The organism is Eisenbergiella porci (assembly GCF_009696275.1).
Taxonomy (GTDB): Bacteria; Bacillota; Clostridia; order Lachnospirales; family Lachnospiraceae; genus Eisenbergiella; species Eisenbergiella porci.
Window position 1 is genome coordinate 14,693 of the sequence record NZ_VUMI01000041.1, and the last position, 25,008, is coordinate 39,700.

The following is a 25,008-nucleotide window of genomic DNA, read 5'->3' on the forward strand; positions in this document are numbered from 1 at the left end:
AGAGGAGGAGCTATGAACACAAGAATTCATGAAGCGCTGGTAGGAAAACAGGAGAATTATATTCTTCCTTTTTTCTGGCAGCATGGTGAGGATGAGCAAACCCTGCGCGAATACATGGGTGTCATACAGGATATGGGAATTCAGGCCGTATGCCTTGAATCCCGTCCGCACCCGGATTTCGCAGGTCCTAAGTGGTGGGAGGATATGGATGTAATTCTTTCGGAAGCCCGGCAGCGGAATATGAAGGTATGGATACTGGATGACTGTCACTTTCCCACCGGTTTTGCCAACGGAGTAATGCGGGAAGCCGATGCTTCCCTGCAAAAATGGACGGTCTTTCATCTTATGGTGGACATCGCCGGCCCGGCTGAAGTCAGGGTTGACGTGGATGCCCTTCTGTCAGGTCTGGGCATTGGATTTCCACTGTCCCCCGAAAGCCCGCTTTCCCGTGAAAAGGAGCTTTTATGCGCCGTACTTTATCAAAGGAAGGAAGAGTCTTCGGAAGAACTCTGTCCGCAGTATATTGATGTTACCGGTTCCATACAAAATGGACTTCTCCCGCTGTCCGTATCTGAAGGCTTTTACCGTCTTTTTCTTATATACAAATCGGCAAATGCAGGAATAGCCAACAACTTTTACGTCAATCTTCTGCAAAAGGAATCTGTTTCCATGCTTTTGGATGCAGTCTACGAACCGCACTATGAAAGATATAAAGAAGATTTCGGTAAAACAATCGCCGGTTTCTTTTCCGATGAACCCGGTTTTTACAACTGTATTGATACATTGTTTAACTTCAACGCCATCATTGGCAGAGAAATTATGCCCCTTCCCTGGTCATCCGAGCTGGAATCCATACTACTGAAGGATGATTTTTCTTATCCGGATTTAGTAAGTCTTTGGTACGCCACTGATCCAAAAAAAGATTCCCGATACCGCAGTCGTTATATGGAGGCTGTGACCAGACTGTATGAAAAAAATTTCTCGGTACAGCTGGGCGACTGGTGTCGGCAACATGGCGTGGAGTATATCGGACACATACTGGAGGACAATAACTCTTCCTCCCGTCTGGGTCCCAGTGCAGGCCATTACTTCCGGGCTATGACTGGACAGGATATGTCCGGCATCGATGTGGTCACCTCGCAGATACTGCCCGGCCGCAAAAACCTGCATACCACAAATGCTGCTCTGAACTCCAAATCCGACGGGGAATTCTATCATTATGCCCTGGCTAAGCTGGGTGCAGGAGATGCTCATACGGATGTCAAGAAACAGGGGCGCGCCATGTGTGAGATTTTCGGTAATTACGGCTGGGCAGAAGGCGCACAGACAATGAAATGGCTTGCCGATTTCATGCTGGTAAGGGGAATCAATATTTTTGTTCCCCATGCGTTCTCCCCCAAAGCCTTTCCTGACCCAGACTGTCCTCCCCATTTTTATGCCCACGGAATCAACATGCAGTCTGCATATCTGCGGTATTTATTTGAATACATGAACCGGGTTTCCCATATTCTCAGCAACGGCAGGAGCTTATCCTCCATAGGGATTTTGTATCACGCAGAAGCGGAATGGGCCGGTGAGGCCATGCTCTTCCAAAAGCCCGGACGTGTCTGCATGGAAAGCCAGGCTGACTATGATGTCATTTCCGCAGATCGTATTATGGAAGCTGAATTAATCACAGATAAGGATATCCCCGGAAGCCTTCTTCTCCGTACAGGCTCACTTTTCCTGAAGCTGCTCATCATCCCTTATTCACAAAAGCTGCCTTTCAGATTGCTGGAAAAGCTTGCACAACTATGCAGACAGGGCTTTCCAATCGTTTTTATCGATGCACTTCCCACTGCTTCCTGTGAAGGGACAGACTGCCGGGACAGTCTGGATGTGTGCAGCAAAAAGGCGCTGGTTTTCACTTTATCAGAATTAAGGTCCTATATCCGAAGCCATTCTCTTCCGGTATTCAGCATCCTTTCCGGCAATGAATATAAGGACCTGCGTGCTTATCATTACGCCGGCGACGGTTTCGAATGCGTCATGCTGATGAATGAACATATCGCGAAGCCTGTACATGAAGTAATTTGTTTCCAGGCATTTCAACCTTTTGCCGAATATGACGCGTTTGAAAACAAGCTTTGCAAGGCCGAAATACAGAATAACACGCTGATGCTGCATTTAGAGCCAGGGGAATCCCGGATATACATATCAGAAATTCCCATTGCGAAGGACGGTTTAAATCCCTGCCGGAATCAGCCATCGGACAAAACAGAGCTTGGGGAAAGCATCCGTCTTTCCGCATGCTTCACAGAAATGCAGGGAGATTTCCGTTTCATTACCATTCTTGATAAGCTGCAGGATCTGTCTATGCTTGACAGCTTCCGTAGCTGTTACCAAAAGGGCTTCCATGGCGTACTCCGCTATGAACTGGATTTTACATACCACCGCCCTGCAGGAGCACCTGAAAATGAGAGTCTCTTTTTTGACGGGGCAAATGAAATTGTAACCGTAAAATTAAACGGAAAAGAGGCTGGCGTGCGGCTTGGTACACCATACCGTTTTGCTGTCGGAAAACTTCTTGAGAATGGACGCAATCATCTGAGCATAGAAAATGTAACGACGGTTTTCCCTTATGTCAAGGATAATCCATCGGTAAATACACCGCTGCACCCCATGGGAATATGCGGACAGCTTTGGCTGGAGACCTATTGATAATGCTGAAACGGCTCCACACTTTTCAGGCAGAGGAAGGAAAGCTGTAAGTGATTGGCTGATAATACCACCGCCTGCCAATTTGCCGGCATCAAAAAAGATGCTCTGAACATTAATCCGGTTCAGAGCATCTTACTTATTTTTTCTCTATTTCTTACATCCTGTCAGGCGCCGAAAATCCCAGCAGATCAATACAAGTCTCCAGAATCTCCTTCGTCAGCACCAGCAGTGCAATCAGTCCGGCCTTCTTCACCTCATCTTCTTCCGAAATAATCTTCGTTTCATGATAGAACCGGTTAAAGGCATTAGCCAGATCATAAATATACGCACAGATTTTATGGGGCGCGCATTCGGCGAATGCAGTTTCCATCATGGTATTGAATTTGGCGATTTCCATCATCAGCGCCTTTTCATCCGGGCTGATGGCAGGGGCAAGCTCCAGATTTTCAAGGCTGCCGCCCTGATCCTGGTATTTTGCCAGAATGGATTTGATACGCACGATGGTGTAAAGGATATACGGGCCGGTATCGCCTTCAAAGGAGGTGAAACGATCCACGTCGAAGCTGTAGTCCTTGGCGGCCTGGTTGGAAAGATCGCCGTATTTGATGGCGGCCAGTCCGACGATTTCCGCAATATTCCTCGCTTCTTCTTCCGGCATTTCCTGACGGCTTTCCACGATTTTGCGGAACATTTCCTCATCGATGTCATGAATCAGGTTTTCCAGGCGCGGCACGCCGCCGTCCCTTGTCTTAAAGGGCTTCCCATCCTTGCCGTTTACCGTGCCGAAACCGATGTGCACCAGCTTTGTATCGTCTCCCACAAGCTTCGTCTTGCGGGCGCAGCGGAATACCTGCTCAAAATGCATGGCCTGGCGTTTATCGGTGATATAAATCATGATATCAGGATTGTATTTCGTCACACGCTCGCTGATGGTGGCCAAATCCGTGGTGCTGTAGAGGGCGGCGCCGTCGGATTTTAAGATGATGCAGGGAGGGATTTCCTTCGTATCGCTTTCTTCCTTCACATCAACCACAAGAGCGCCTTCGCTTTCGTATGCATAGCCGCCCTTCTTCATTTCCTCCACCATATCCGCAAGCAGATACTGTACGGTAGATTCCCCATTCCAGAGATCGAATTCCACATTCAGCTTTTCATAATTGCGCTTCATATCCGCCACGGATACGCTGATGATATGATCCCACAGAGCGCGATGTCCCCTTACGCCGTTCTGCAGCTTAAATGTATTCTCCATGGCTTTTTCCTTATAAGCGGGATCCTCTTTGGATTTGCCGCTGGCCGTAGGATAAATTTCCTCCAGCTCGGAAATGGTAAAGGGAGCCTCCTTGGGATATTCCCCGGTGAAGCTTTCGTCAAAATAAGGCAGCTCCGGCTTTCTCTCCTGCAGCTCCGTTATGATAAGCCCCATCTGCAGTCCCCAGTCTCCCAGGTGGATGTCTCCGATAACCTTGTAGCCTGCATAACGGGCAATTCTCTTGACGCTTTCCCCGATTACCGCGGAACGAAGATGTCCCACATGGAGGGGCTTTGCCACATTCGGTCCGCCGTAATCCACGATAACGGTCTTTTCTTCCTCAGGAGTTTCCAGGCCGAATTTATCCGCCGCTTCCATCCCTTTAAGGTAGTCACATAAAAATACGTCGGAAACCTTCAGGTTCAGAAAGCCCGGCGCCACCGCGTTCACTTCTGAAAATACGGCGCTGTCCTTCAGCTTTTCGGCCACCTCGCCGGCTATCATAATCGGCGCTTTGCGATATTTCTTGGCGCCTGCCATAGCGCCGTTGCACTGGTATTCACAAAGGTCCGGACGGTTGGAAAGGCTTACCTTTCCCAGTTCCTCGTCATAGCCGGCCTCCGCAAACGCCTTTCTCATTTCCTCTGAAATGGCATCCAAAATCTTTTTCATGGCTGATCTCCTCTGCACATTTATCTTTGCAACTGTTCCGCTTCTTCACAGTTGCTTTTCATTTTAATAATAGCCCAGACACCTGAACCGCTGCATTTTCATAGTAATTCAGACACTGAATCTTTACTCTTTTCCATAGCAGCCCATGCACCTGATCCTTGACTTCTTCTAAAACAGCTCAGGAACCCGATCCTTTGCTTCTTTCACGCTCCGCCTTTGAAAAAACACACCCGCAGTAGTCCTGGCGGTACAATCCGTATTTTTCCGAAAGCTCCACGGAGCGTTTATATCCGTTCTTTTTCTTGAAATCCGAGGGAAGGAAGGCGACGCCGTACTCTTCTGCCAATCTGTTTCCAATCTCATTGAGCTTGTCCGCATTTTTTAAAGGACTGATGGTAAGGGTGGTTGTAAAATAGTCAAAGCCCTGCTCTCTGGCAATCCGTGCAGCCTCCCGCAGGCGGATTTCATAACACTTAAAGCAGCGCTCCCCGCCCTCCGGCACCAGCTCCAGGCCTTTTGCCGCCGCGAAAAAACGCTCCGGATCGTAACGGCCCTCTTCCGACAGAATACGGTTTTTGCAGTCTCCGTCCGCTTCTTCATTCATTTCCCGAATCAGGCGCTTCTGTTCCGCCGCGCGCTTTTCATATTCCTCACGCTCCGTAATATTGGGATTATAGTACAGGACGGTGATGTCGAAATATTGTCTTAAATATTCCAGCACATAGCTGCTGCAGGGGGCGCAGCAGCTGTGCAGAAGAAGCTTTTTTTTCGATTCTTTTTCCGGAAGCTGCCAGAGGAGCTCATCCAGCTGCTTCTGATAATTTACTTTATTCATTTCACCTGTTTTATAGTTTTGCGATATCTATCAACGATAATTCATTGCTCTTTGTTTCCAGGCTTCCCACAAGCGCCCTTGCGGTATCCAGGCTGGTCAGGCAGTTGACGCCCGTTTCTATGGCGGTTCTTCTGATCAGGAAGCCGTCCCTGGATTTATCCCGGCCCTGGGTGGGCGTGTCGATAACCAGGTCGATTCGGTGTCCAAGGATAAGGTCCATCACCGTAGGGGATTCCTGGTTGATCTTATTGACCTGACGGGCCTTGACGCCGGCTTCTCTCAGCGCCGCGGCAGTGCTTCTGGTGGCGTAGATGATGTAGCCCAGCTTTTCAAAACGGCGGGCGATTTCGATTGCCTCTCCCTTGTCCGCATCCTTTACCGTAATAATCATCTGCTTATGCCTGGGCAGATCCACGCCCGCGCCCAGGAAGGCTTTGTAAAGCGCTTCGTTAAAGGTTTTGGCAATGCCAAGGCATTCGCCTGTGGATTTCATTTCCGGCCCAAGGCTGATTTCCGCGCCACGGATTTTTTCAAAGGAGAATACGGGCATCTTGATTGCCACATAGCCCGCCGACCGCTGGAGCCCGGGTTCATAGCCCAGGTCACGGATTTTCTTGCCAATAATGACCTCGGTAGTCAGATCCACGATGGGAATTCCCGTCACCTTGCTGATATAGGGCACCGTCCTGGAAGAACGGGGATTCACTTCAATCACGTAAACATCTTCGCCCACCACGATGAACTGGATGTTAATCAGGCCGATTACATGAAGGGATTTTGCCAGCCTTCTTGTATATTCGGCAATAGTGGCTTTTACCTTTTCACTGATGGTCTGGGCCGGGTATACGGAAATACTGTCGCCGGAGTGGACGCCTGCGCGTTCGATATGCTCCATGATGCCGGGGATCAGGATGTCGGTGCCGTCGCAGACCGCATCCACCTCCAGCTCCTTGCCCTGCAGATACTTATCCACAAGGATGGGATGATCCTGGGCAATCCGGTTGATGATTTCCATAAATTCTTCAATTTCCGTATCGGAAATGGCAATCTGCATGCCCTGTCCGCCCAGTACATAGGAAGGGCGCACCAGAACCGGATAGCCCAGCTTGTTGGCAACAGCCTTGGCTTCCTCCGCCGTATACACGGTACCCCCGGAGGGCCTGGGGATTTCGCATTCCTCCAGGATCTTGTCAAACAGCTCCCTGTCCTCTGCGGCGTCCACATTTTCCGCGCTGGTTCCCAGAATGGGCACTCCCATTTTCATCAGGCTTTCCGTGAGCTTGATGGCGGTCTGTCCGCCGAACTGCACCACCGCGCCGTCGGGATGCTCGATGTTTACCACATTTTCCACATCCTCCGGTGTGAGGGGTTCAAAATACAGCTTGTCCGCAATATCGAAGTCGGTGCTGACCGTCTCCGGGTTGTTGTTGATAATCACGGTTTCATAGCCTTCCCTGGAAAAAGCCCAGGTGGCATGTACGGAGCAGTAATCGAACTCGATGCCCTGTCCGATTCGTATCGGGCCGGAGCCCAGGACCAGGACCTTTTTCAGGGGCTTTGTTTCCACCGCTTCATTTTCCCCGCCGTAAACGGAATAGTAGTAGGGTGTGCTGGCTGCAAATTCCGCGGCGCAGGTATCCACCATTTTATAGGAAGCGACGATGCCGTTGTCATAGCGCAGCTGCTTGATTTCGGCTTCCGGCAGGCCGGTGAGGCGGCTGATTACATTATCCGGGAATTCAATGCGCTTCGCTTCGCGCAGCAGCTGTACCGTGAGCGGCTGCGTTTGAAGGGCCTGCTCCATTTCCACAAGTATGGCTATTTTATCGATGAACCAGTGATCCACCATGGTGATTTCATGAATCGTATCATAGTCGATACCCTTGCGGATGGCTTCGGCAATGACATAAATTCTCTGATCATCCACTTTTTTCAGGCGTTCCTTCAGCTCTTCCGCCGTAAGCTCTGAAAAATCATAGCTCAGCAGGCAGTCCACATGCTGTTCCAGGGAACGAATGGCCTTCATCAGGGCGCCTTCAAAGTTATTTGCAATACTCATAACCTCTCCGGTCGCCTTCATCTGGGTGGTCAGCGTCCTTTTTGCCGTAATAAACTTATCAAAGGGCAGACGGGGCAGCTTCACCACACAGTAGTCCAGTGCGGGTTCAAAGCTTGCGTAGGTCTTTCCGGTAATTGCGTTTTTGATTTCATCCAGCGTGTAGCCCAGGGCGATCTTGGCCGCCACCTTGGCGATAGGATAACCGGTAGCCTTGCTTGCCAGCGCGGAAGAACGGCTGACACGGGGGTTGACCTCGATCACGCAGTATTCAAAGCTCACAGGATGCAGGGCAAACTGGACGTTGCAGCCACCTGTGATCTGCAGCTCATCAATAATATTCAAAGCGGCGCTTCTGAGCATCTGGTATTCCTTGTCGCTCAGGGTCTGGGAAGGGGCGACAACGATACTGTCGCCGGTATGCACGCCTACCGGATCGATGTTTTCCATGTTGCAGACGGTGATGCAGTTTCCGGCGCTGTCACGCATTACCTCGTATTCGATTTCCTTCCAGCCGGCAATGCAGCGTTCCACTAAAACCTCGCCCACGCGGGAAAGCCGCAGGCCGTTTGCCAGAATCTCTTCCAGCTCCATCTGGCTGTGGGCGATGCCGCCGCCGGAACCGCCCAGGGTATAGGCCGGGCGAAGCACTACGGGATAGCCGATTTTCCTGGCAAAAGCCACGCCGTCTTCGATATTTCTTACCACCAGGGAGGGAGCGCAGGGCTCACCGATTTTTTCCATGGTGTCCTTGAATTCCTGTCTGTCCTCCGCCTTGCGGATGGTCTGGGAGGTGGTGCCCAGCAGCTTCACATTGTGAGCCGCCAGGAAGCCGGATTCGTCCAGTTCCATTCCCAGATTCAGGCCGGCCTGGCCGCCCAGTGTGGGAAGAAGGCTGTCCGGCTTTTCTTTTTCAATGAGCTGTTCCAGAACTTTTACGGTCAGAGGCTCGATATAAACCCTGTCCGCGATATCCCTGTCCGTCATGATGGTTGCGGGGTTGGAGTTGACAAGCACCACCTCTACGCCCTCTTCCTTCAGGGAACGGCAGGCCTGAGTGCCTGCATAGTCAAATTCAGCGGCCTGGCCGATAACGATAGGGCCGGAACCGATGACCATTACTTTTTTTACATTAGGATCCTTTGGCATCTTACATTCCTCCATTCATCATCGTAAAAAACCGGTCAAACAGGTAGCCGGAATCCTGAGGCCCCGGGCAAGCCTCGGGATGGAACTGCACGGTGAAAATATTTTTTCCCGTATAGCTTAAGCCCTCGTTTGTTCCGTCGTTGACATTGATAAAAGCAGGAACTGCCACTTTGCTGTCAAGCTTGTCCATATCCACAACATAGCCGTGGTTCTGGGAGGAGATATACACTCTTCCGGTGGACAGATCCTTTACCGGATGGTTGCCGCCTCTGTGGCCGTATTTCATCTTAAAGGTATCGGCTCCCGTAGCCAGGGCCATGAGCTGGTGTCCCAGGCAGATGGCAAAGATCGGGATGTCCGTTTCATACAGCTTTCTGATTTCAGCGATGATGCTTTCACATTCTTTGGGGTCTCCGGGGCCGTTGGAAAGCATGATGCCGTCCGGCCGGTCCGCAATGATTTCCTCCGCGCTTGTAAGCGCCGGATACACGGTGACGTCGCAGCCTCTCATGGCGAGGGAGCGGGCGATGTTATCCTTGGCTCCCAGATCCAGCAGGGCCACCCTTTTTCCGGCTCCGCTCAGCTCTTTTACCAGGGAGGGCTTCTTTTCTTTCTTCCCGGAAAGGAAGTCTTCCTTATTAAATACGGCGCTTCCGGAAAGCGGGCCGTTATCAGCCAGATCCTTCACGCCCCTGATTTCGTATTTGGCCTCGCAGGTTACCTTTTCCACCACCTTGCCAGTGGTGTATTCTGCCAGCCGCGGCAGGATTTTTTCCAGGCAATAATCTGCGTTGGTGGTTATCATGCCGTTCATGGTTCCTTTTTCTCTCAGGATTTTCGTCAGCGCTCTGGTGTCAATGCCTGCAATTCCAGGCACGCCGTGTATCTCCAGGTATTCCTGAATCGTACAGTCGGAGCGGAAATTACTTGGCATTCTGGACAGTTCTCTTACGATAAAGCCGTCCGGCCAGGGTCTTCTTGATTCGCAATCTTCCCCGCATATGCCGTAATTACCAATCAGCGGGTACGTCATACATACGGCCTGTCCTGCATAAGAGGGATCTGTCAACACTTCCAGATAACCGGCCATCGACGTGTTAAATACGATTTCACTGATTATCTCTTTTTCAGCCCCGATATGAATTCCTTTAAATACCGTGCCGTCTTCCAGTATCAAAAATGCCTTCATTTTCATCTGCACATCCTTTCCCATAATCGATTAATTGTATCACAAATGCAAAAGACGGGCAATCATTTTATTTTTCCGGCAGATAAAAAAAGTAACAGTTCAGCCTTCGGCCGAACTGTTACTGCATCCGCCCATGATAAGTCGCCTTCGGCGAGGGGCGGATGCCTGCTGCCACTACGTTTTCTCACGGTTTGCGCAGTGAATGCGCAAACCTGCCTGAACTGTTACTAAAGAAATCCCACAGCAGCAGCCGTGGGATTTCAAAATACATCTGTTTATTTAAAGTAAGCTACGCCTGATTCAAAAATCTTCAGATCCTGTTCGCCATAAATATTAATGGCTACGCTGTCGCCTCTTCTTTCCACATGGGCCATCTTTCCGAGGATACGGCCGTCGGGGGAGGTAATGCCCTCAATAGCGGCATAGGAGCCGTTTACATTCCACTCCTCATCCATGGAAATATTGCCTTCCGGATCGGCGTACTGGGTTGCCACCTGGCCGTTTTCAAAGAGTCTGCGGATCCAGTCTTCGCTTGCCACGAAGCGGCCTTCGCCATGGGAGGCCGGGGTTACATAGGTCTTGCCCAGCTGCGCGCCTGCCAGCCAGGGTGATTTGTTGGAAACCACCTTGGTGTATACCATCTTGGAAATGTGGCGGTTGACGGTGTTGAAGGTCAGGGTCGGGGAATCCACCGTCTGTCCGGCAATTTCACCGAAGGGCACAAGCCCCAGCTTGATCAGGGCCTGGAAGCCGTTGCAGATTCCAAGGCAGAGACCGTCGCGTTCGTTCACCAGCTTCATGACCGCTTCCTTAATCTTCGCATTCTGGAAAGCGGTGGCAAAGAATTTGGCGCTGCCGTCAGGTTCGTCGCCTGCGGAGAAGCCGCCGGGGAACATGATGATCTGGGCTTCATTGATGGCTTTTTCAAATTCTCCCACGGAATCCCTGATGTCTTCGGCGCTCAGGTTCTTAAATACCTTGGTCACCACGCTGGCGCCGGCGCGTTCAAAGGCTCTGGCGCTGTCGTATTCACAGTTGGTTCCCGGGAATACGGGGATGAATACGGTGGGCTTTGTCACCTTGTTTTTGCAAATATAGATGCTGTCAGCCTGATACAGACCGGTATTTACAGGATCTGTTTCCTGGCTTGCCCTGGTGGGGAATACTTTTTCCAGGGTTCCCTTCCATGCAGCAAGCATGTCGTCCAGAGCGATCTTCACCTCTCCGAAGGTAACGGCAGGCTCTTTGGTAATCGTACCGATCAGTTCGTAAGCGGTGTCAATCAGGTTGAATTTATCAGCGGGGACTTCCGCGATAATGTCGCCCAGGGAGTTTTCAAACAGCTCCTTCAGATCCGCTTCCTCGCTCAGCTCCACGCCCAGATGATTGCCGAAGGCCATCTTGGGAAGCGCTGCCGCGGCGCCCTTGCTGTCAAGGGCATAGGCGGAAACGATCACGCCGTCGCGGATCATTTCGCTGATCCTGTCATAGAGTTCCATAACGCTTTCATAAACAGGAATGTCAAAATCATCTCTTTCCAGGCAGAAACGGACTATTTTGCTGCCGGGGGTCTTAAATTCCGGAGTGATAATATTCTTTTCTTTAGCCACATCCACTGCAAAGGACACCAGTGTGGGCGGTACGTCGATATCGTTGAAGGTTCCCGACATGGAATCCTTGCCGCCGATGGAAGGAAGGCCGTAGCCTACCTGTGCGTCAAAAGCGCCCAGCAGCGCCGCGAAGGGCTGGCTCCATCTTTCCGGATCCTCTGTCATCCTGCGGAAATACTCCTGGAAGGTGAAACGGATCTTATGGAAATCTCCGCCTGCAGCCACGATTTTCGCCATGGATTCCGTTACCGCGTAGATTGCGCCGTGGTAAGGGCTCCAGGAGGACAGGTAGGGATCAAAGCCGTAGCTCATCATGGTCACGGTATCGGTCTTTCCCTTCAGTACCGGCAGCTTGGCCACCATGGCCTGGGTTTCCGTCAGCTGGTATTTGCCGCCGTAGGGCATCAGCACGCTGCCTGCGCCGATGGAGGAGTCGAACATTTCAACCAGCCCCTTCTGGGAGCATACATTCAGGTTGGAAAGCAGGGTCAGCCATGCTTTCTTTACGTCGCCCGCCTCCAGCGCTTCTCCTGCCTCGGGCACCGCATATTTGTCAAAATAGCTGCTTCCTTCCGCCGGGATATCCACATAAACATTGGTTTCCTGATGCGCGCCGTTGGTATCCAGGAAGGCTCTTGAAATATTTACTATCTCTTTGCCTCTCCAGGTAAGAACCAGGCGGGGTTCCTTCGTAACCACAGCCACGCTTACGGCTTCCAGGTTTTCTTCCACGGCATAGCCTAAGAAGGTATCCACATCTTCGGGAGCCACTACCACGGCCATTCTTTCCTGGGATTCGGAAATAGCAAGCTCAGTGCCGTCCAGGCCCGCGTATTTCTTGGGCACCTTGTCCAGATCCACGCGAAGGCCGTCAGCCAGCTCGCCGATGGCAACGGATACGCCGCCTGCGCCGAAGTCGTTGCATTTCTTTATCAGCCTGCTGACCTCTGCCCTGCGGAACAGTCTCTGTATTTTACGTTCTGTGGGAGCATTGCCCTTCTGCACCTCAGCGCCGCAGGTTTCAATGCTTTCCTCCGTATGTACCTTGGAGGATCCGGTTGCGCCGCCGCAGCCGTCCCTGCCGGTGCGTCCGCCCAGGAGGATGATGATATCGCCGGGGTCGGAGGTTTCACGGATGACATTTTTTCTGGGGGCAGCGCCCATGACAGCGCCGATTTCCATACGCTTCGCCACATAGTTGGGATGATAAATTTCCTTTACATAGCCGGTAGCCAGGCCGATCTGGTTGCCGTAGGAGGAATAGCCGTCGGCTGCGCCGCGCACCAGTTTTTTCTGGGACAGCTTGCCCTTCAGGGTATCCGCAACAGGAACCGTAGGGTCGGCTGCGCCGGTCACACGCATGGCCTGGTATACATAGCCGCGTCCGGAAAGGGGATCGCGGATGGCGCCGCCCAGGCAGGTGGCCGCACCGCCGAAGGGTTCGATTTCGGTCGGATGGTTATGCGTTTCATTCTTGAAGAAAACAAGCCATTCCTCGGTCACCGGGCCGTCGCCGTAATCCATCTCCACGGGCACGATGACGGAGCAGGCGTTGATTTCATCGGATTCCTCCATATCCTGGAGCTTTCCTTCTTTTTTCAGCTTGCGCATTCCCATGAGGGCCAGATCCATAAGGCAGATGAACTTGTCATCCCTGCCCTTAAAAATCTCCTCCCTGGTATCCTGATAGCTCTGGTAGGTGCTTTCCATGGGCGTCCTGTAATAGCCCTCGCCGAATTCCACGTTCTTCAGCTCGGTGGAGAAGGTGGTGTGGCGGCAGTGATCCGACCAGTAGGTATCCAGCACGCGGATTTCCGTCATGGAAGGATTTCTTTTTTCTTCCCCGGCAAAATAGTTCTGGATATGCTTGAAATCCTTGAAGGTCATTGCCAGGCCCAGAGAAGAATACAGAGCCTTCAGCTCCTCCTCGGGCAGATCCTTGAAGCCGTCAAAAATTTTCACATCCGCGGGTTCTTCAAACACGGTTTCCAGCGTTTCCGGCTTTATCATATCCGTTTCCCTGGAATCCACAGGGTTGATGCAGTATGCCTTTATTCTGTCAAACTTATCATCCGTCAGCTTTCCGGTAATCAGATAGGTTACCGCCGTCCTGATGATAGGCTCTTCCTCTTCGTTCAAAAACTTCACGCACTGCAGGGCAGAATCCGCTCTCTGGTCAAACTGTCCGGGCAGAAATTCCACGGAAAAAACTCTTCCGTTCTCCGGAACCTCAATCTGTTCTCTGTAAAGAATATCTACCGGCGGTTCGGAAAACACCGTGGTGCAGGCCTTTTCAAAAACCTCGTCGCTGATATGCTCCACATCGTAGCGGATGAACATCCTCACATCCTCTACTTCCTTCAGGTTCAGATAGTTCTTCAGATCGCCTTTCAGTTCCTTCGCTTTCACGGCAAAAGGGGCTTTCTTCTCTACATAGATACGTCTTACATTTCCCATGAATGGCTCCTCCAAATGTTTGTGGCCGGCTTTTCTTTTTTCCCAAGCGCCGGCTGCTTGGAGCATGCAAAAAACTGTCCTCCGCAATATATATCAGTCCTGCGGAAATGAATTCCGTTACACGCTCCACCCTGCTGACAGCAGCCTTTTTCCTTCCCTGGCAAATCCTGGCGCTGTCCTGCAGGCGGGCATTCTCTTCTTATTATACAAAATCCGCGGGTTTTTTCAATGCAAATTGTTGAAATTAAGTGAAGTTTGTAAGTCAGGCCAGGCTTTGCCTGCCGCCGGGTGCTTTTTATATCCGTCCCACGGCGAAAGTCACAGAAAACCAGGAACAGGCGGTGCGAAACTGTGCAGGATGCCAGCATATACCGGAAATTCCATTGCCGCCCTCCAGGGCGTCCGCCATTTTCCCAAACCTGCGCTCTTCGTCCAGCATGCCGTAAAGCTCTTATTCATGACGCCTTTCCTCCTCCAGCATCATGGCCGCCTGGGGTATTTCGGACTTCATGTTTTCATAAATTTCACCGCTGATCTGCTCGTCCTTCTGCATGCGCTTCACCACAAAAGTAAAACCCAGAACCGCTGACAGCAGCTTCAGCCAGAAAATATGGAAGCCCTTCGGCCTGACCTCCTCCTTTGTCACCGATTTCCATACGCCGGCATGTTTCTGTAATCAATCATTTAAAGGCATCCTGACGTTTTGTGCCGATATCTTAAATTATAGCAAAATTTCTAAATATTTATTTAATTTTTAATGTAATTGCTTTTTTTCGGTATTTTTGTGTGCTATTATGTTCACATTATTTAAGAGTAGATTTTTTATGGCCGTCCGGACCATTAATGCAGGGCTGCCAGCCACAGGAAAAGAAAGCTTAAGGAAATGCCTATGAAATATTTTAAAATGTTTTTAAAGAAGCTGCTGCGTTATGTTTTAAAACCGCTGTCCTTTCTGCCGGCGCTTATGATGATGTTTGTGATATTTAATTTTTCCGCCCAGGACGGGACAGCCTCCAGTTCAGTGAGCAGTACGGTGAGCGTACGGTTCGTCCAGGTGTGTGACAGAGCCCTGGACAGGGGATGGACCGATGCGCAGATCGCACATTATGCGGAACGGATTGAACATTATGTACGCAAGCTGGCGCATGTGACGGAATATTTCCTGCTTGCCGTCGCCGTATCCTTCCCACTGTATGTATACCGTCTGCGGGGCTGGCGGCTGGTGCTTGCCGCCGGGCTGTTCTGCGTGTGCTTCGCCGGTCTGGACGAATGGCATCAGTCCTTTGTGCCGGGCCGTTCTCCCTCTCCAAGGGATGTGGCTATCGACAGCATCGGTATCTTTGCCGGGATTGAACTGACACGGCTGATCTGCTTTATTGGGCGAAAGACCATTTTCAGGCCGCTTTCCATGGATGGAAGGCAGGAGGAAGAGGAACGGCAGGACGATGGGGAGGATTCCTTCCGGGAAAGACGGGATTACAGAAAACCTCTCCCGGACAGGGGCAAACGGGGGGGGGTGGAGCCCGCATATACCCATCGTTATACAGGTGAGCTTCCTATCGTAAAATAAATGGCAAGATAAAATGCAGGTTCCTGAATGCAGGGGCTTTACGGTTTTTACTGTTTTTACTGATTTCGCGGCGTTTACGTATTTTCCTACGGGAAAACGGGAATGAAAAGAAGGTTACATTGCTGTTAGGCCCCCTGTACCATCTTTACAGCAGGGAAGACAAACAACAGGCCCTGCGCGAGGCGATTCCCGGTAATTTATACAAATAGTTTCCGATAAAAAGGCTGCGCCCATTCCGTTTCTGCAGATCAGAAAACGGAATCGGGCCGCAGCCTTCCTTTTTTATACACTTACATCAGCTGTACTGTCACAGACCGTCTGCCTGCTTTTCAGCAAGAATCAGGCATTCATAGGGCTTCAGCACGACCTTGCCCTCCACCCTGGCTCCATCGGCCACTCTCGTATAGGTATCGGGGAGCTCCGCCTCCGCTTCCGAAGCGTTGAAATTCTGAAGGAACCAGAGGTTCCTTTCCCCCTCTCTGCGGGACGCGGTGACGCCGTAGGGCAGCTTTCCGGTAAACGCGCCGTCCACATTGTTTTCCCCTGCCAGCTGTGCGTAAAAAGCCCGTAGGAAATCCGCTTCCGTTTCGCAGGCCAAATAATATGCCTTGCCATTTCCGTACCTTTTACAGGTCAGCGCGGGAAGCCCTGCGTAATAATCGGCCTCATAGGATGCAAGCACCTCCGTGCCGGATCCGGGCACCACATGGGATACCTCGCGCAGACAGCCTGTCTGATAGGATTTTCCCCCGAAATAAATACTGTTGGGATGATATTCGTTGGCCGCATCCATTTCCTCGGTGCAAATTCCCAGCACCTCCTCCAGCGGGTGCCTGTCGAGAATGCACAGGTCAGTTTCATCCACCACGCCGCTGAAATAGGTGGATACATAGCAGCCGCCGGCCTCCACGTAGGCTTTCACTTTAGCCGCATAGCCTTTTTTATACAAATAATTCAGAGGGGCCGTTACAAGACGGTAGCCGCTCAGATCGCTGTCCTCATCCACAAAATCCACATCGATTCCCATTTCCCAGAAGGGCTTGAAATGGGCCAGCACCGTATCCAAATAGGCCATATCTCTTCTCGGCCCCTGGATATCCTCCAGCGCCCACCAGTTTTCCCAGTCAAAAACAATGGCTGCCTCAGGCCGGTTGCAGGTGGGATAAACGGCGTCCGAAATCTGCTCCATACGCTGTCCCAGGGCAGACACCTCGCGGAAAACACGGGTATTGCTTCCATTTCTGTGATCCACCACCGCGCCGTGGAATTTTTCCGAGCTTCCCCGGCTCTTCCGCCACTGGAAATACTGGACGCTGTTGCTGCCGCAGGCAACGGCCTGGAGGGAAGAAAGCTCATGCAGGCCGGGACGCTTCTGGGTATTCACCGGCTTCCAGTTCACAATGGACGGCGTGCTTTCCATTAAAAGGAAAGGCGCCTTTTTCAGACTGCGCATCAGCGTATGGCAGGCCGCCGCCCGCACTGCGATATCCACCTCATCCTTTTTACTGTGCCATTCCGGATAAGAGTCCCAGGAAATAATATCCAGTTGGGGCGCGAACTTGAAGTAATCCAGAGGCTTGAAAAATTCCATCATATTGATGGTGACGGGCAGCACGCTGTATTTGAGGACGGCATGGATTTCTTCCTTACAGAAATCCTGGATCTGATGGCTGACGAAACGCTTCCAGTCCAGATTCAGGCCGTGCAGGCCGTTTTCTCCGTTGGGCACAGGGCTGTGGATCTGGGACCAGTCGGTGTAGGTATGGCTCCAGAAGGTGGTCCACCAGGCATGGTTTAAGTTGTCCAGGGTTTTATATTTTTCCTTCAGCCACTCGCGGAAAGCCTGCTGGCAATGCGGGCAGTGACAGGACGCGTCGGATCCGTTGCCGCCGTATTCATTGGAAATATGCCACAGGATCACGCCGGGATGGTTTCCCAGATGGCGGGACAGCTCGTGGTTGATTTTCTTCATCTTTTTGCGCATCACAGGGGAGGTATAACAGAAATTGTGTCTCCTGCCCGGCAGATTCCTCACGCCGTCCGGCCCCATCTGCCTTACCTCTTCATATTTGGCCGTCATCCAGTGGGGCATTGCTCCTGTGGGTGTGGCCAGGATGGTGTAAATACCGTTTTCAAACAAACGGTCAATGATTCTGCGCAGCCAGCCGAAATGGAATTCCCCTTCCTCCGGCTCCAGCTTCGCCCAGGAAAAAATCCCCAGGGAAACGCAGTTTACGTGGGCCTCCTTCATCAGCCGGATATCCTCCTCCAGCACCTGGGGGCAGTCAATCCACTGCTCCGGATTGTAATCCCCGCCATGAAGGAGATGGGGATATTTGGTGATAATTTCTTTCATAATGCGTCCTCCTCTTTCTATTCTCTGTCAGCATCTGCCGCGGCATTTTTTTCCATATTCATGGCATAGCTCAGGCCCGCTTTCTTCAGCATGGCCATATCGTTTTCACTGTCCCCAAAGGCAAGCACCTCTTCCAGGAAAAATTCCTCCTTTGCGGCCAAAAGCTTCAGGGCGCTGCCCTTATCCACTCCTTTGTTGGTAAAATCCAGCCAGCCGTTTCCGCCGTCCACCACATTCAGATACTGATCATATTTTTCATGGAACCAGGCCTCCTTATCGGCAGGGATTCCCTGCGGAAAGAAAATTGAAATCTTAATCATGGGAACGGGCATTTCTTCGAAATTTTCCAGGACAGTCACCTGATTTTTTACCTTTTCCCGCAGGAGAACCGGGAAGCGGGGATCCACCTCGTCCACATGCTGCGCGCCGTCCTTTAAAATCGTGCCGTCAAAGTCACTTGCGATCACTCGTATATTGTCTGTCATATTTTTCCCTTCTTATTATTGCAGGCAGGAAACGGATATTGCTAATCTTTCCTGCTTAATTAACTGTTCAGTTCCTTCACAGTTATCTAATATTCTACTATATTTATAGGATTTCCCATAGTATTTTTTTGTAAAATTTTCTTAAAAAGGGGCTTGCTTTTCCCCTGTATGCTATGCTATAATACAATTCGTCGGTTCGGTAAGAGCTGATTGTAGGAGCATAGTTCAAAGGTAGAACAGTGGTCTCCAAAACCATCGATGTGGGTTCGATTCCTACTGCTCCTGTAAAAAAGCCTGAGTTTCTCAGGCTTTTTTTTGCTGTTTTACTTGAACTTTCCAGCTTTTTTATGAGTATAATTAATCCTTCCGCAGCCGGACACCTCTTTTGGCGCCCTCCTTCACTCCTTCACACTCTCTTCAACCAGCCCATAATCCCTAAGCACCTGCAGCAACCTTTCCGTCTTAACACTATCCATATCACACAAAGGCAGCCTGCATTCTCCCACATCATACCCCATAGCGCGCATGGCCTGCTTCACAGGAATCGGATTCACATCCATAAACAGGGCCTGCATCAGTTCCAGATATTTCAGCTGCAGCCTTTTGCTCTCCTCACAGTTCCCGTCAAAATAAGCCTGACAGATGTCATGGGTTTCCCGGGGCAGCAGATTTCCCACCACCGAAATCACCCCCTGCGCCCCCAGAGCCAGCGCAGTGGTTATCTGATCGTCATTTCCCGTATAAATCGTAAGGTTCTCCCCGCAAAGCGCCGCTATCCCGGCTATCTGCGAGAAATTACCGCTTGCCTCCTTACAACCCGCAATACTGTCAATCTCACTCAGCCTCCGGTACGTCTCCGGCAGAATATTCACCCCTGTCCTGGAAGGTACATTATACAGAATCACCGGCAGTCCCGTGGCCTGTGCACAGGCCCTGAAATGACGGTACAGCCCCTCCTGGGACGTCTTATTATAGTATGGCGTCACATGAAGCAGCCCATCCACCCCGATTTTCTCACACTCCTGCGACATCCAGACAGCATGGGCCGTATTATTGCTGCCAGCCCCGGCAATCACCGGAATTCTTCCGGCAATCTCCTTCACCGCAAACTCCACAAGCTCCAGATGCTCATCATCATCCAGCGTGGCATTTTCCCCCGTTGTCCCGGCTACCACCACAGCATCCGCCCCGCCGTCCGCCTGCCTGTCAAGAAGCTTTTTGAACACCGGATAATTAATCTCCCCATTTTCCTTCATCGGCGTAATAATCGCCGTCCCCACTCCCCTGAAAATCACTTTCTTCATATCCGCTCCCATCCGCGCGCCGCACCCGGTCCGCTTCCACTATTCTAACTCTTTATAAATATCATAATGCAAAAATCAAAAAATGTGTGCCTGAATTTATTATTTTTATTACCCGGCAGCAGAAAATCACACATTCCCCCCATTCCGCTCCCGGTATTCGCTGGGCGTCATCCCCGTATACTGCTTGAAAACCTTGCTGAAATACCTGGGATTATCATACCCCGCCATAGCACAGATATCCGCGATTTTATCCTCCGTCCCGTCCAGCAGCTCCATCACCTTTTCCATCCGTACCTCTGTCAGGTATTCCACGAAATTTTTTCCCGTCTTTTCCTTAAACAGGCGGCTTAAATAGTTGGGATGAAGGAAAAACTGTTCCGCCAGTGCATTCAGGGACAGATTTTCCTGGTAATGTTTGCGGATATAAAGCTGCATCTCCCGGATCACACCCTTCCCCAGCTGCTGGTCGTCCGCAGCGCCCATCTGCTCTACCAGCCAGTTAACGTAATCGCCCACACAGCCGGAAACGCTGTTGATATCGCTGCATAAAAGGATTTTTTCAAGTGTCCGGTTCAGCTGACCGTGCAGATCCACATCCTGCAGCTTCAGTCCCTGCAGCAGGCCGTTCAGCTCAATCAGACAGCGGATACACAGCGTCTGCATCTGGGCCAGCGTCAGCGGCTTTTTCTCCAACCGCTCCAGTGCCTCCATAAGCTCGGGGACAGCCTCCGCCCGCTCACTGGGACCGGTAATCCGGCCGTAAAGCCGGGTAATCAGCTCCGTCACCTCCGGAATGCTCTGGGAAAACAGGGCTTCAATATTTTTATACCAGATGACGCCCTCCTTCTCACTGGCCCGGTGATAGCGCAGGGCCTGCCCCGCTTCCTGATAAGCCTCCCTGAGATCCCCGAAGCCGTGTTTGATTTTGCTCACGCCGCAGGCCCATTCCCTTTTCATATCAACGCTCTGTTCCAGGATTTCAATGAAATACTCCGCTTCCTCCTCCCCGCGGCAGGGAATGACGGCAAAAAGGCCGTAACCCTCATTATTAAGCACAATCGCCCCCGGAACAACGCCCTCCGTCATCTGTTTAAGCCATTCCTTCTTTTCACAGATTTCCTGTTCCGGAAGATCTTGATCCAAAAGGCGCACAGCCAGCCCGTACCATTGATCCGGCATGGTAATCCCGTAATCCTCCGCCTTCACATCCCCGTATCCCCTGGCCGCGGACAAAAGAAGCCCCTCCACCCGGCTGCTTCTCACCGCATTGTCCTGTCGCCGCTTCATGAATTCCTCCCTGAGCCTGTCCAGAAGCCCCTCCACCTCCTTCAGATTGACAGGCTTGGTCAGATAATCCGCCGCCCCGTAACGGACAGCCTCCTGTGCATAGGAAAATTCGCTGAAACCGCTGAGAATCACGGCCTTTGTTTCCGGATACACACTGTGCATTACCTTAAGCATATCCAGTCCCGTCTTTTTCGGCATACGGATGTCAAGGAAGACTACGTCCACCGGATGGCGTTCCAGGAAAGCCAGGCCTTCATCCACACTATAAGCGGTGCCCGCCACCTGAAAGCCATGAGCCTCCCATTTTACGAACTGGGCAAGCCCCCTGCACACAATTTCCTCATCGTCTATAATTAAAACCTCATAGGCCTCAGTCATTCTTCTCTGTTTCCTTCCATATTTTCCGATTGATATCTTACCGGCAGGGAAATTTCCACCTCTGTACCGAATTCCGCCCTGCTGTTGATGCGCAGCCCGTACTCCTCTCCGTAAAACAGACGGATCCTCTGATGTACGTTGGCCAGGCCGATACTGCCCTCCTCCGTTTCTGTCCGCTCCATAGATTCCCGCAGCAGCTCCAGCTCCTGTTCATCCATTCCCTTTCCGTTGTCCTGCACATAAAGGAGCAGCTTCCCTTCCCTGCAGAAGGCGCGGATGCGGATGGAAAAACCATGGCTTCCATCCTCAAAACCATGGATTACCGAGTTTTCCATAATAGGCTGCAGTATAAACTGGGGCATATAAAGCCTGTTCTCCTGCGCCTCACACTCGATTTCCAGCCCAATCTTTTCGGTATGCCTGAAATTAAGCACCTCCAAATAGGTTTTCGCGTGCTCAATCCCCTCCTTCAGGGTGATGGTATTGCCCCCGGCGCACATGCCCATCCTGCACAGCTGGCTGAACTTCTCTATCATCTGTGTCACCCGGCTCTCTCCGCCCGCCTCGTACATCGCCTCCCAGCGGATGATGTCCAGCGTATTATACAGAAAATGAGGATTGATCTGCATCAGCAGCGCGCTCAGCTGCGCATTCTTCCAGCTGATCGAAATCTCCTGCCTGCGGATTTCCGACCGGTATACCTGCTCTATCAGCTGATCCGTTTTATCGGTCATTTCGTTAAACCGTTCTCCCAGTACCGTAAGCTCGTCATTTCCGGAATTGGGATACCGGGCCGTCCATTTCCCGCCTCCCGTTTCCTGCATGACCTCCACCAGCTCCTTCACCGGATCGGATATGCTGACTGTCACATAATAGGAAATTACAAAACAGGCAACCACAGTAATCAGCAGTACAAGGATACAAAGGTTCCTGATATGATGTGTTCCCGCAAACAAAACATCCATGTCCGCAAAATAGGTAACAAACATCCCGGTGCCTGATACCCGTTCAAAAGCAATCAGCACCTTTTTCCCGTCAATTTTTTCCTCTGTGATACCGCTCTTCTCCTTTTCCATCAATTCATACAGATGGCTTTCCTTCGGAAAGGCGGGCGCCTGAATACTGGGATTGTAGCTTAGCAGCACGCCGTCCCTTCCAACCAGGAACGCATTCCCATCCCGGTAGGACTCGTACCCTTCCATTGCCCCGGAAAACGCCTTCAGGTCGATATTCATAATAAGAACACCCAGAAAATCCTTATCAATCGGACCATAGACCGCCACACATAATGTAACGATATTGCCCAGCCCATAGATGCTCTGCTCATTTTTATAAAAAGTCCAGGTCTGTTCCTGGGAATCAATCCAGACAGGATACCCCTTCTTCTCCTGTGGAAGCAGATAAAAATCGGACTGATAGAATTTCTCCATGTCTTTGATGAGCCCGCCCCGGGTAAAACCGCTGCCCTCCACCATACGATACTGCTCCGTCGGGGAAACAAACTGGATATTCACAATATATCTCTGATTCCTGCGCATGTTATAAAGCCGGTTTTCAACGCTGTACCGGTTTCTGGCATACCGGTCATTTTCCGGATCGACGCCCTCCCGTGCAAGCACGGCATTTTCCTGCAGCGCCGCAATCACCTGGGAATTATCATAAAAGGCAAGAGCTTCGGTTTCATACGCCTCAAGGCTGTCCTGAATTTTCATCTTCACATTTTGTACGAGAAGGGAGGCATAACGGTCTATATTATCGCTGATTTCATCCGAATATTTATAGAAGCTGAAGAACGTGAGAAAAATAGCTGTTGTGAGAATCAGCAGCAGAAAGGAGAAATTAAGCCTTTTAAAAATGCTCACCCTGCGCAGTATTATTTTGATCCCGTTATCGCAGCGCCTCTTACCGGCCCGGATACCCTGCAGTATCTTCATAGATTCCCTCCCCTGCCTGTTATGGAATGATTATAGCATATCCCCTTCAAACAGGAAAAGCGCAAGAATAAATTCCTGCACTTTTCCAGAGGGACTGCGCTAAAAGCTGTCCATTATCTTTTATTTGCTTCGTTAAAGGCCGGCAGCGCTTCGCTTTCGCACTGTTTCTGTGCTTCCGCAAATTCCTTTTCAGGGTCAGCATTGGGGTCAACCAGTATCTTCTGTACCGCACGGTCTACATAAGAGCCGAAGTCTGCTTTTCCGTAGAATTCCAGGCGTCCCACGGATTTTGCTTCTTCCAGGACGGTTTTGTATTCCTCCGGGAAATCATAGAAATCGGTAACGCTCATATCATCCCTGGGAATGATAACCGGGTTGGGAGCGCCCTTGGTTGCCAGGTTTTCAAAGTAAGAGGACAGGTATTCCTTGCTGCAGTAATATTTGATGTACTCCCAGGCAGCATCCTTTTTCGCCTGGTCTATTTTCGCATTGATGACATAACAGATTCCTGCAATTGCTGTGGTACGGTCTTCGGAAGGTCCTGCCGGAGGCAGAGACAGCCCGATATCATCCGGGTCGATGCCGTTAGCCGCAGCCTCGGACACCCAGTCTCCTGCAAACGGCATCATACCGATTTTGCCAAGGCCGAAGTTGGTTACAAGGTCGCTGAATTTCAGGGTAAGGTCGCTCTGGAGAACGCCTTCGCTCCTCAGTCTCTGGTAATATTTTGCCGCTTCAATTACTGCCGGGTCAGTAAATGTCAGTTCTGCGGTGCCGTCTTCATTTTCCTTGGTGAGATCGCCGCCCGCCTGCCATACATAATACTGGAAGAACCATTCCGTCCATTCCGCCGCCAGTGTTGCATAACCGGTAATCTGTTTGTCGGGATTATTTATAAGCTTGGCGTCTTCGATTGCTTCGTCCCAGGTTTTGGGAGGTTCGCTGATGCCGGCTTCCTTAAACAGAGCCTTGTTATAACCAAAAAGCATGGGCGCTACTGATGAAGGCAGACCATACAGTGTTCCGTCTTTGGTAAACATATCGGTATACTCTTTAGTGAAATTTCCCCATTCATCCCAGTTGTCAGTGTACTGGTTCAGCGGCTCCAGAATGCCCGCCGCCATAAAGGAATTCATCATGGTGAAGGAACAGTTTACCAGATCCGGAGCGGTGCCCGCCGCCACTGCCTGATAGAATTCATTTCCGGGATCCCCTTCCTTTACTACCTTATTTAAGGTAATCCATGGATGCTCCTCTAGGAACTTGTTTTCCATTTCCGTAGACCAGTCGTCTGAATTACGGCTTGTCACCCACAGTGTCAGCTCCACCGGCTCCTTTTCCTCTGATGTGGTTTCCTTTGCCGTGGTTTCCTGCGTCTTGCTTTCTTCCGCCGGCGTCGTCTGTTCCTGCGATTCCTTTACGGCCGGCGCCGTATTTTCCGTTGCTGCGGGACTGCTGCCGCAGCCGGCCAGCGCCGATGCGCCCATGCACAGACAAATAAAAGCTGCAATTATTTTCTTTTTCATGAAGCCCTCCTTCTTGTCAATAAATATGACTTGTTTTCGTTACAGTTATCATAACAAATTCATTCTTTGCTGAAAATGATCCAAAACTAACGGGTTTCAAACAGGAAGGTCACCTTTTTTAAGGTATAATTTCTTTTTTCCAACTATCTTAAGAAAAGTGAACTTACGGTGTAATACGCTTATTTCCAGCGGCAGGCTTCTTTTTTATAATGAAACTGACGCTATTGCAAATATATAGAACCGGAGGT

15 protein-coding genes, 1 tRNA gene and 1 pseudogene are annotated in these 25,008 nt (G+C 51.0%); 4 read left to right on the forward strand and 13 right to left on the reverse strand.

Features of this window, described 5'->3' with window-relative positions:
- Positions 1-12: 12 nt before the first annotated feature.
- The gene (locus FYJ45_RS20595; protein ID WP_154467042.1) at positions 13-2,700 is read left to right on the forward strand and encodes a glycosyl hydrolase; all 2,688 of its coding nucleotides are present in this window, start codon (positions 13-15) and stop codon (positions 2,698-2,700) included.
- Positions 2,701-2,854: 154 nt separating this feature from the next.
- Here the strand turns inward: FYJ45_RS20595 and argS are convergent, their stop codons facing one another.
- From argS to FYJ45_RS20630, 7 genes are all read right to left on the reverse strand, one after another.
- Positions 2,855-4,624, reverse strand: a complete 1,770-nt coding sequence (gene argS / locus FYJ45_RS20600; RefSeq protein ID WP_154467043.1) for an arginine--tRNA ligase — start codon at positions 4,622-4,624, stop codon at positions 2,855-2,857.
- A 178-nt stretch (positions 4,625-4,802) separates the two neighbouring features.
- Entirely contained in the window at positions 4,803-5,459 is a 657-nt protein-coding gene (locus tag FYJ45_RS20605; RefSeq protein WP_154467044.1) for an epoxyqueuosine reductase QueH, read from the reverse strand.
- A gap of 10 nt (positions 5,460-5,469) precedes the next feature.
- Positions 5,470-8,664: a carbamoyl-phosphate synthase large subunit gene (gene carB, locus FYJ45_RS20610; protein ID WP_154467045.1), complete on the reverse strand. Its 3,195-nt coding sequence runs from the start codon at positions 8,662-8,664 to the stop codon at positions 5,470-5,472.
- Between the two features lies 1 nt (position 8,665).
- Positions 8,666-9,853, reverse strand: a complete 1,188-nt coding sequence (locus FYJ45_RS20615; protein ID WP_154467064.1) for a carbamoyl phosphate synthase small subunit — start codon at positions 9,851-9,853, stop codon at positions 8,666-8,668.
- 275 nt (positions 9,854-10,128) lie between these two features.
- Entirely contained in the window at positions 10,129-13,920 is a 3,792-nt protein-coding gene (locus tag FYJ45_RS20620) for a phosphoribosylformylglycinamidine synthase (protein ID WP_154467046.1), read from the reverse strand.
- A gap of 295 nt (positions 13,921-14,215) precedes the next feature.
- Positions 14,216-14,359 carry a hypothetical protein gene (locus tag FYJ45_RS20625; RefSeq protein WP_154467047.1) on the reverse strand — a complete coding sequence of 48 codons (144 nt, stop codon included), beginning with the start codon at positions 14,357-14,359 and terminating at the stop codon, positions 14,216-14,218.
- A 12-nt stretch (positions 14,360-14,371) separates the two neighbouring features.
- Positions 14,372-14,566 carry a ferritin family protein gene (locus FYJ45_RS20630; protein WP_154467048.1) on the reverse strand — a complete coding sequence of 65 codons (195 nt, stop codon included), beginning with the start codon at positions 14,564-14,566 and terminating at the stop codon, positions 14,372-14,374.
- A gap of 243 nt (positions 14,567-14,809) precedes the next feature.
- Between FYJ45_RS20630 and FYJ45_RS20635 the strand changes: the two genes are divergently transcribed.
- The gene (locus tag FYJ45_RS20635; protein ID WP_154467049.1) at positions 14,810-15,490 is read left to right on the forward strand and encodes a VanZ family protein; all 681 of its coding nucleotides are present in this window, start codon (positions 14,810-14,812) and stop codon (positions 15,488-15,490) included.
- Between the two features lie 101 nt (positions 15,491-15,591).
- Positions 15,592-15,678 (forward strand): annotated as a pseudogene (locus FYJ45_RS32805) (SAM-dependent methyltransferase); the annotation flags it as partial.
- Positions 15,679-15,797: 119 nt separating this feature from the next.
- Here FYJ45_RS32805 and FYJ45_RS20645 read toward each other — a convergent pair.
- Together FYJ45_RS20645 and FYJ45_RS20650 are read right to left on the reverse strand one after the other, a co-directional pair.
- Positions 15,798-17,846: a beta-galactosidase gene (locus FYJ45_RS20645; RefSeq protein ID WP_154467050.1), complete on the reverse strand. Its 2,049-nt coding sequence runs from the start codon at positions 17,844-17,846 to the stop codon at positions 15,798-15,800.
- 17 nt (positions 17,847-17,863) lie between these two features.
- Entirely contained in the window at positions 17,864-18,331 is a 468-nt protein-coding gene (locus FYJ45_RS20650; protein ID WP_154467051.1) for an HAD-IIB family hydrolase, read from the reverse strand.
- A gap of 214 nt (positions 18,332-18,545) precedes the next feature.
- On the opposite strand from FYJ45_RS20650, the gene FYJ45_RS20655 reads away from it, so the two are divergent.
- Positions 18,546-18,616, forward strand: a tRNA-Trp gene (locus tag FYJ45_RS20655).
- 113 nt (positions 18,617-18,729) lie between these two features.
- On the opposite strand, the gene dapA is transcribed toward FYJ45_RS20655, so the two are convergent.
- The 4 genes from dapA to FYJ45_RS20675 form a co-directional block, all read right to left on the reverse strand.
- Positions 18,730-19,635 carry a 4-hydroxy-tetrahydrodipicolinate synthase gene (gene dapA, locus FYJ45_RS20660; protein ID WP_154467052.1) on the reverse strand — a complete coding sequence of 302 codons (906 nt, stop codon included), beginning with the start codon at positions 19,633-19,635 and terminating at the stop codon, positions 18,730-18,732.
- 126 nt (positions 19,636-19,761) lie between these two features.
- The gene (locus FYJ45_RS20665; RefSeq protein ID WP_154467053.1) at positions 19,762-21,300 is read right to left on the reverse strand and encodes a response regulator transcription factor; all 1,539 of its coding nucleotides are present in this window, start codon (positions 21,298-21,300) and stop codon (positions 19,762-19,764) included.
- A complete protein-coding gene (locus FYJ45_RS20670; RefSeq protein ID WP_154467054.1) occupies positions 21,297-23,234 on the reverse strand; it encodes a cache domain-containing sensor histidine kinase in 1,938 nt (645 codons plus the stop codon). Before FYJ45_RS20670 ends, FYJ45_RS20665 begins: the two co-directional genes overlap by 4 nt.
- 113 nt (positions 23,235-23,347) lie before the next feature.
- A complete protein-coding gene (locus tag FYJ45_RS20675; protein ID WP_154467055.1) occupies positions 23,348-24,760 on the reverse strand; it encodes an extracellular solute-binding protein in 1,413 nt (470 codons plus the stop codon).
- Between the last annotated feature and the right edge of the window lie 248 nt (positions 24,761-25,008).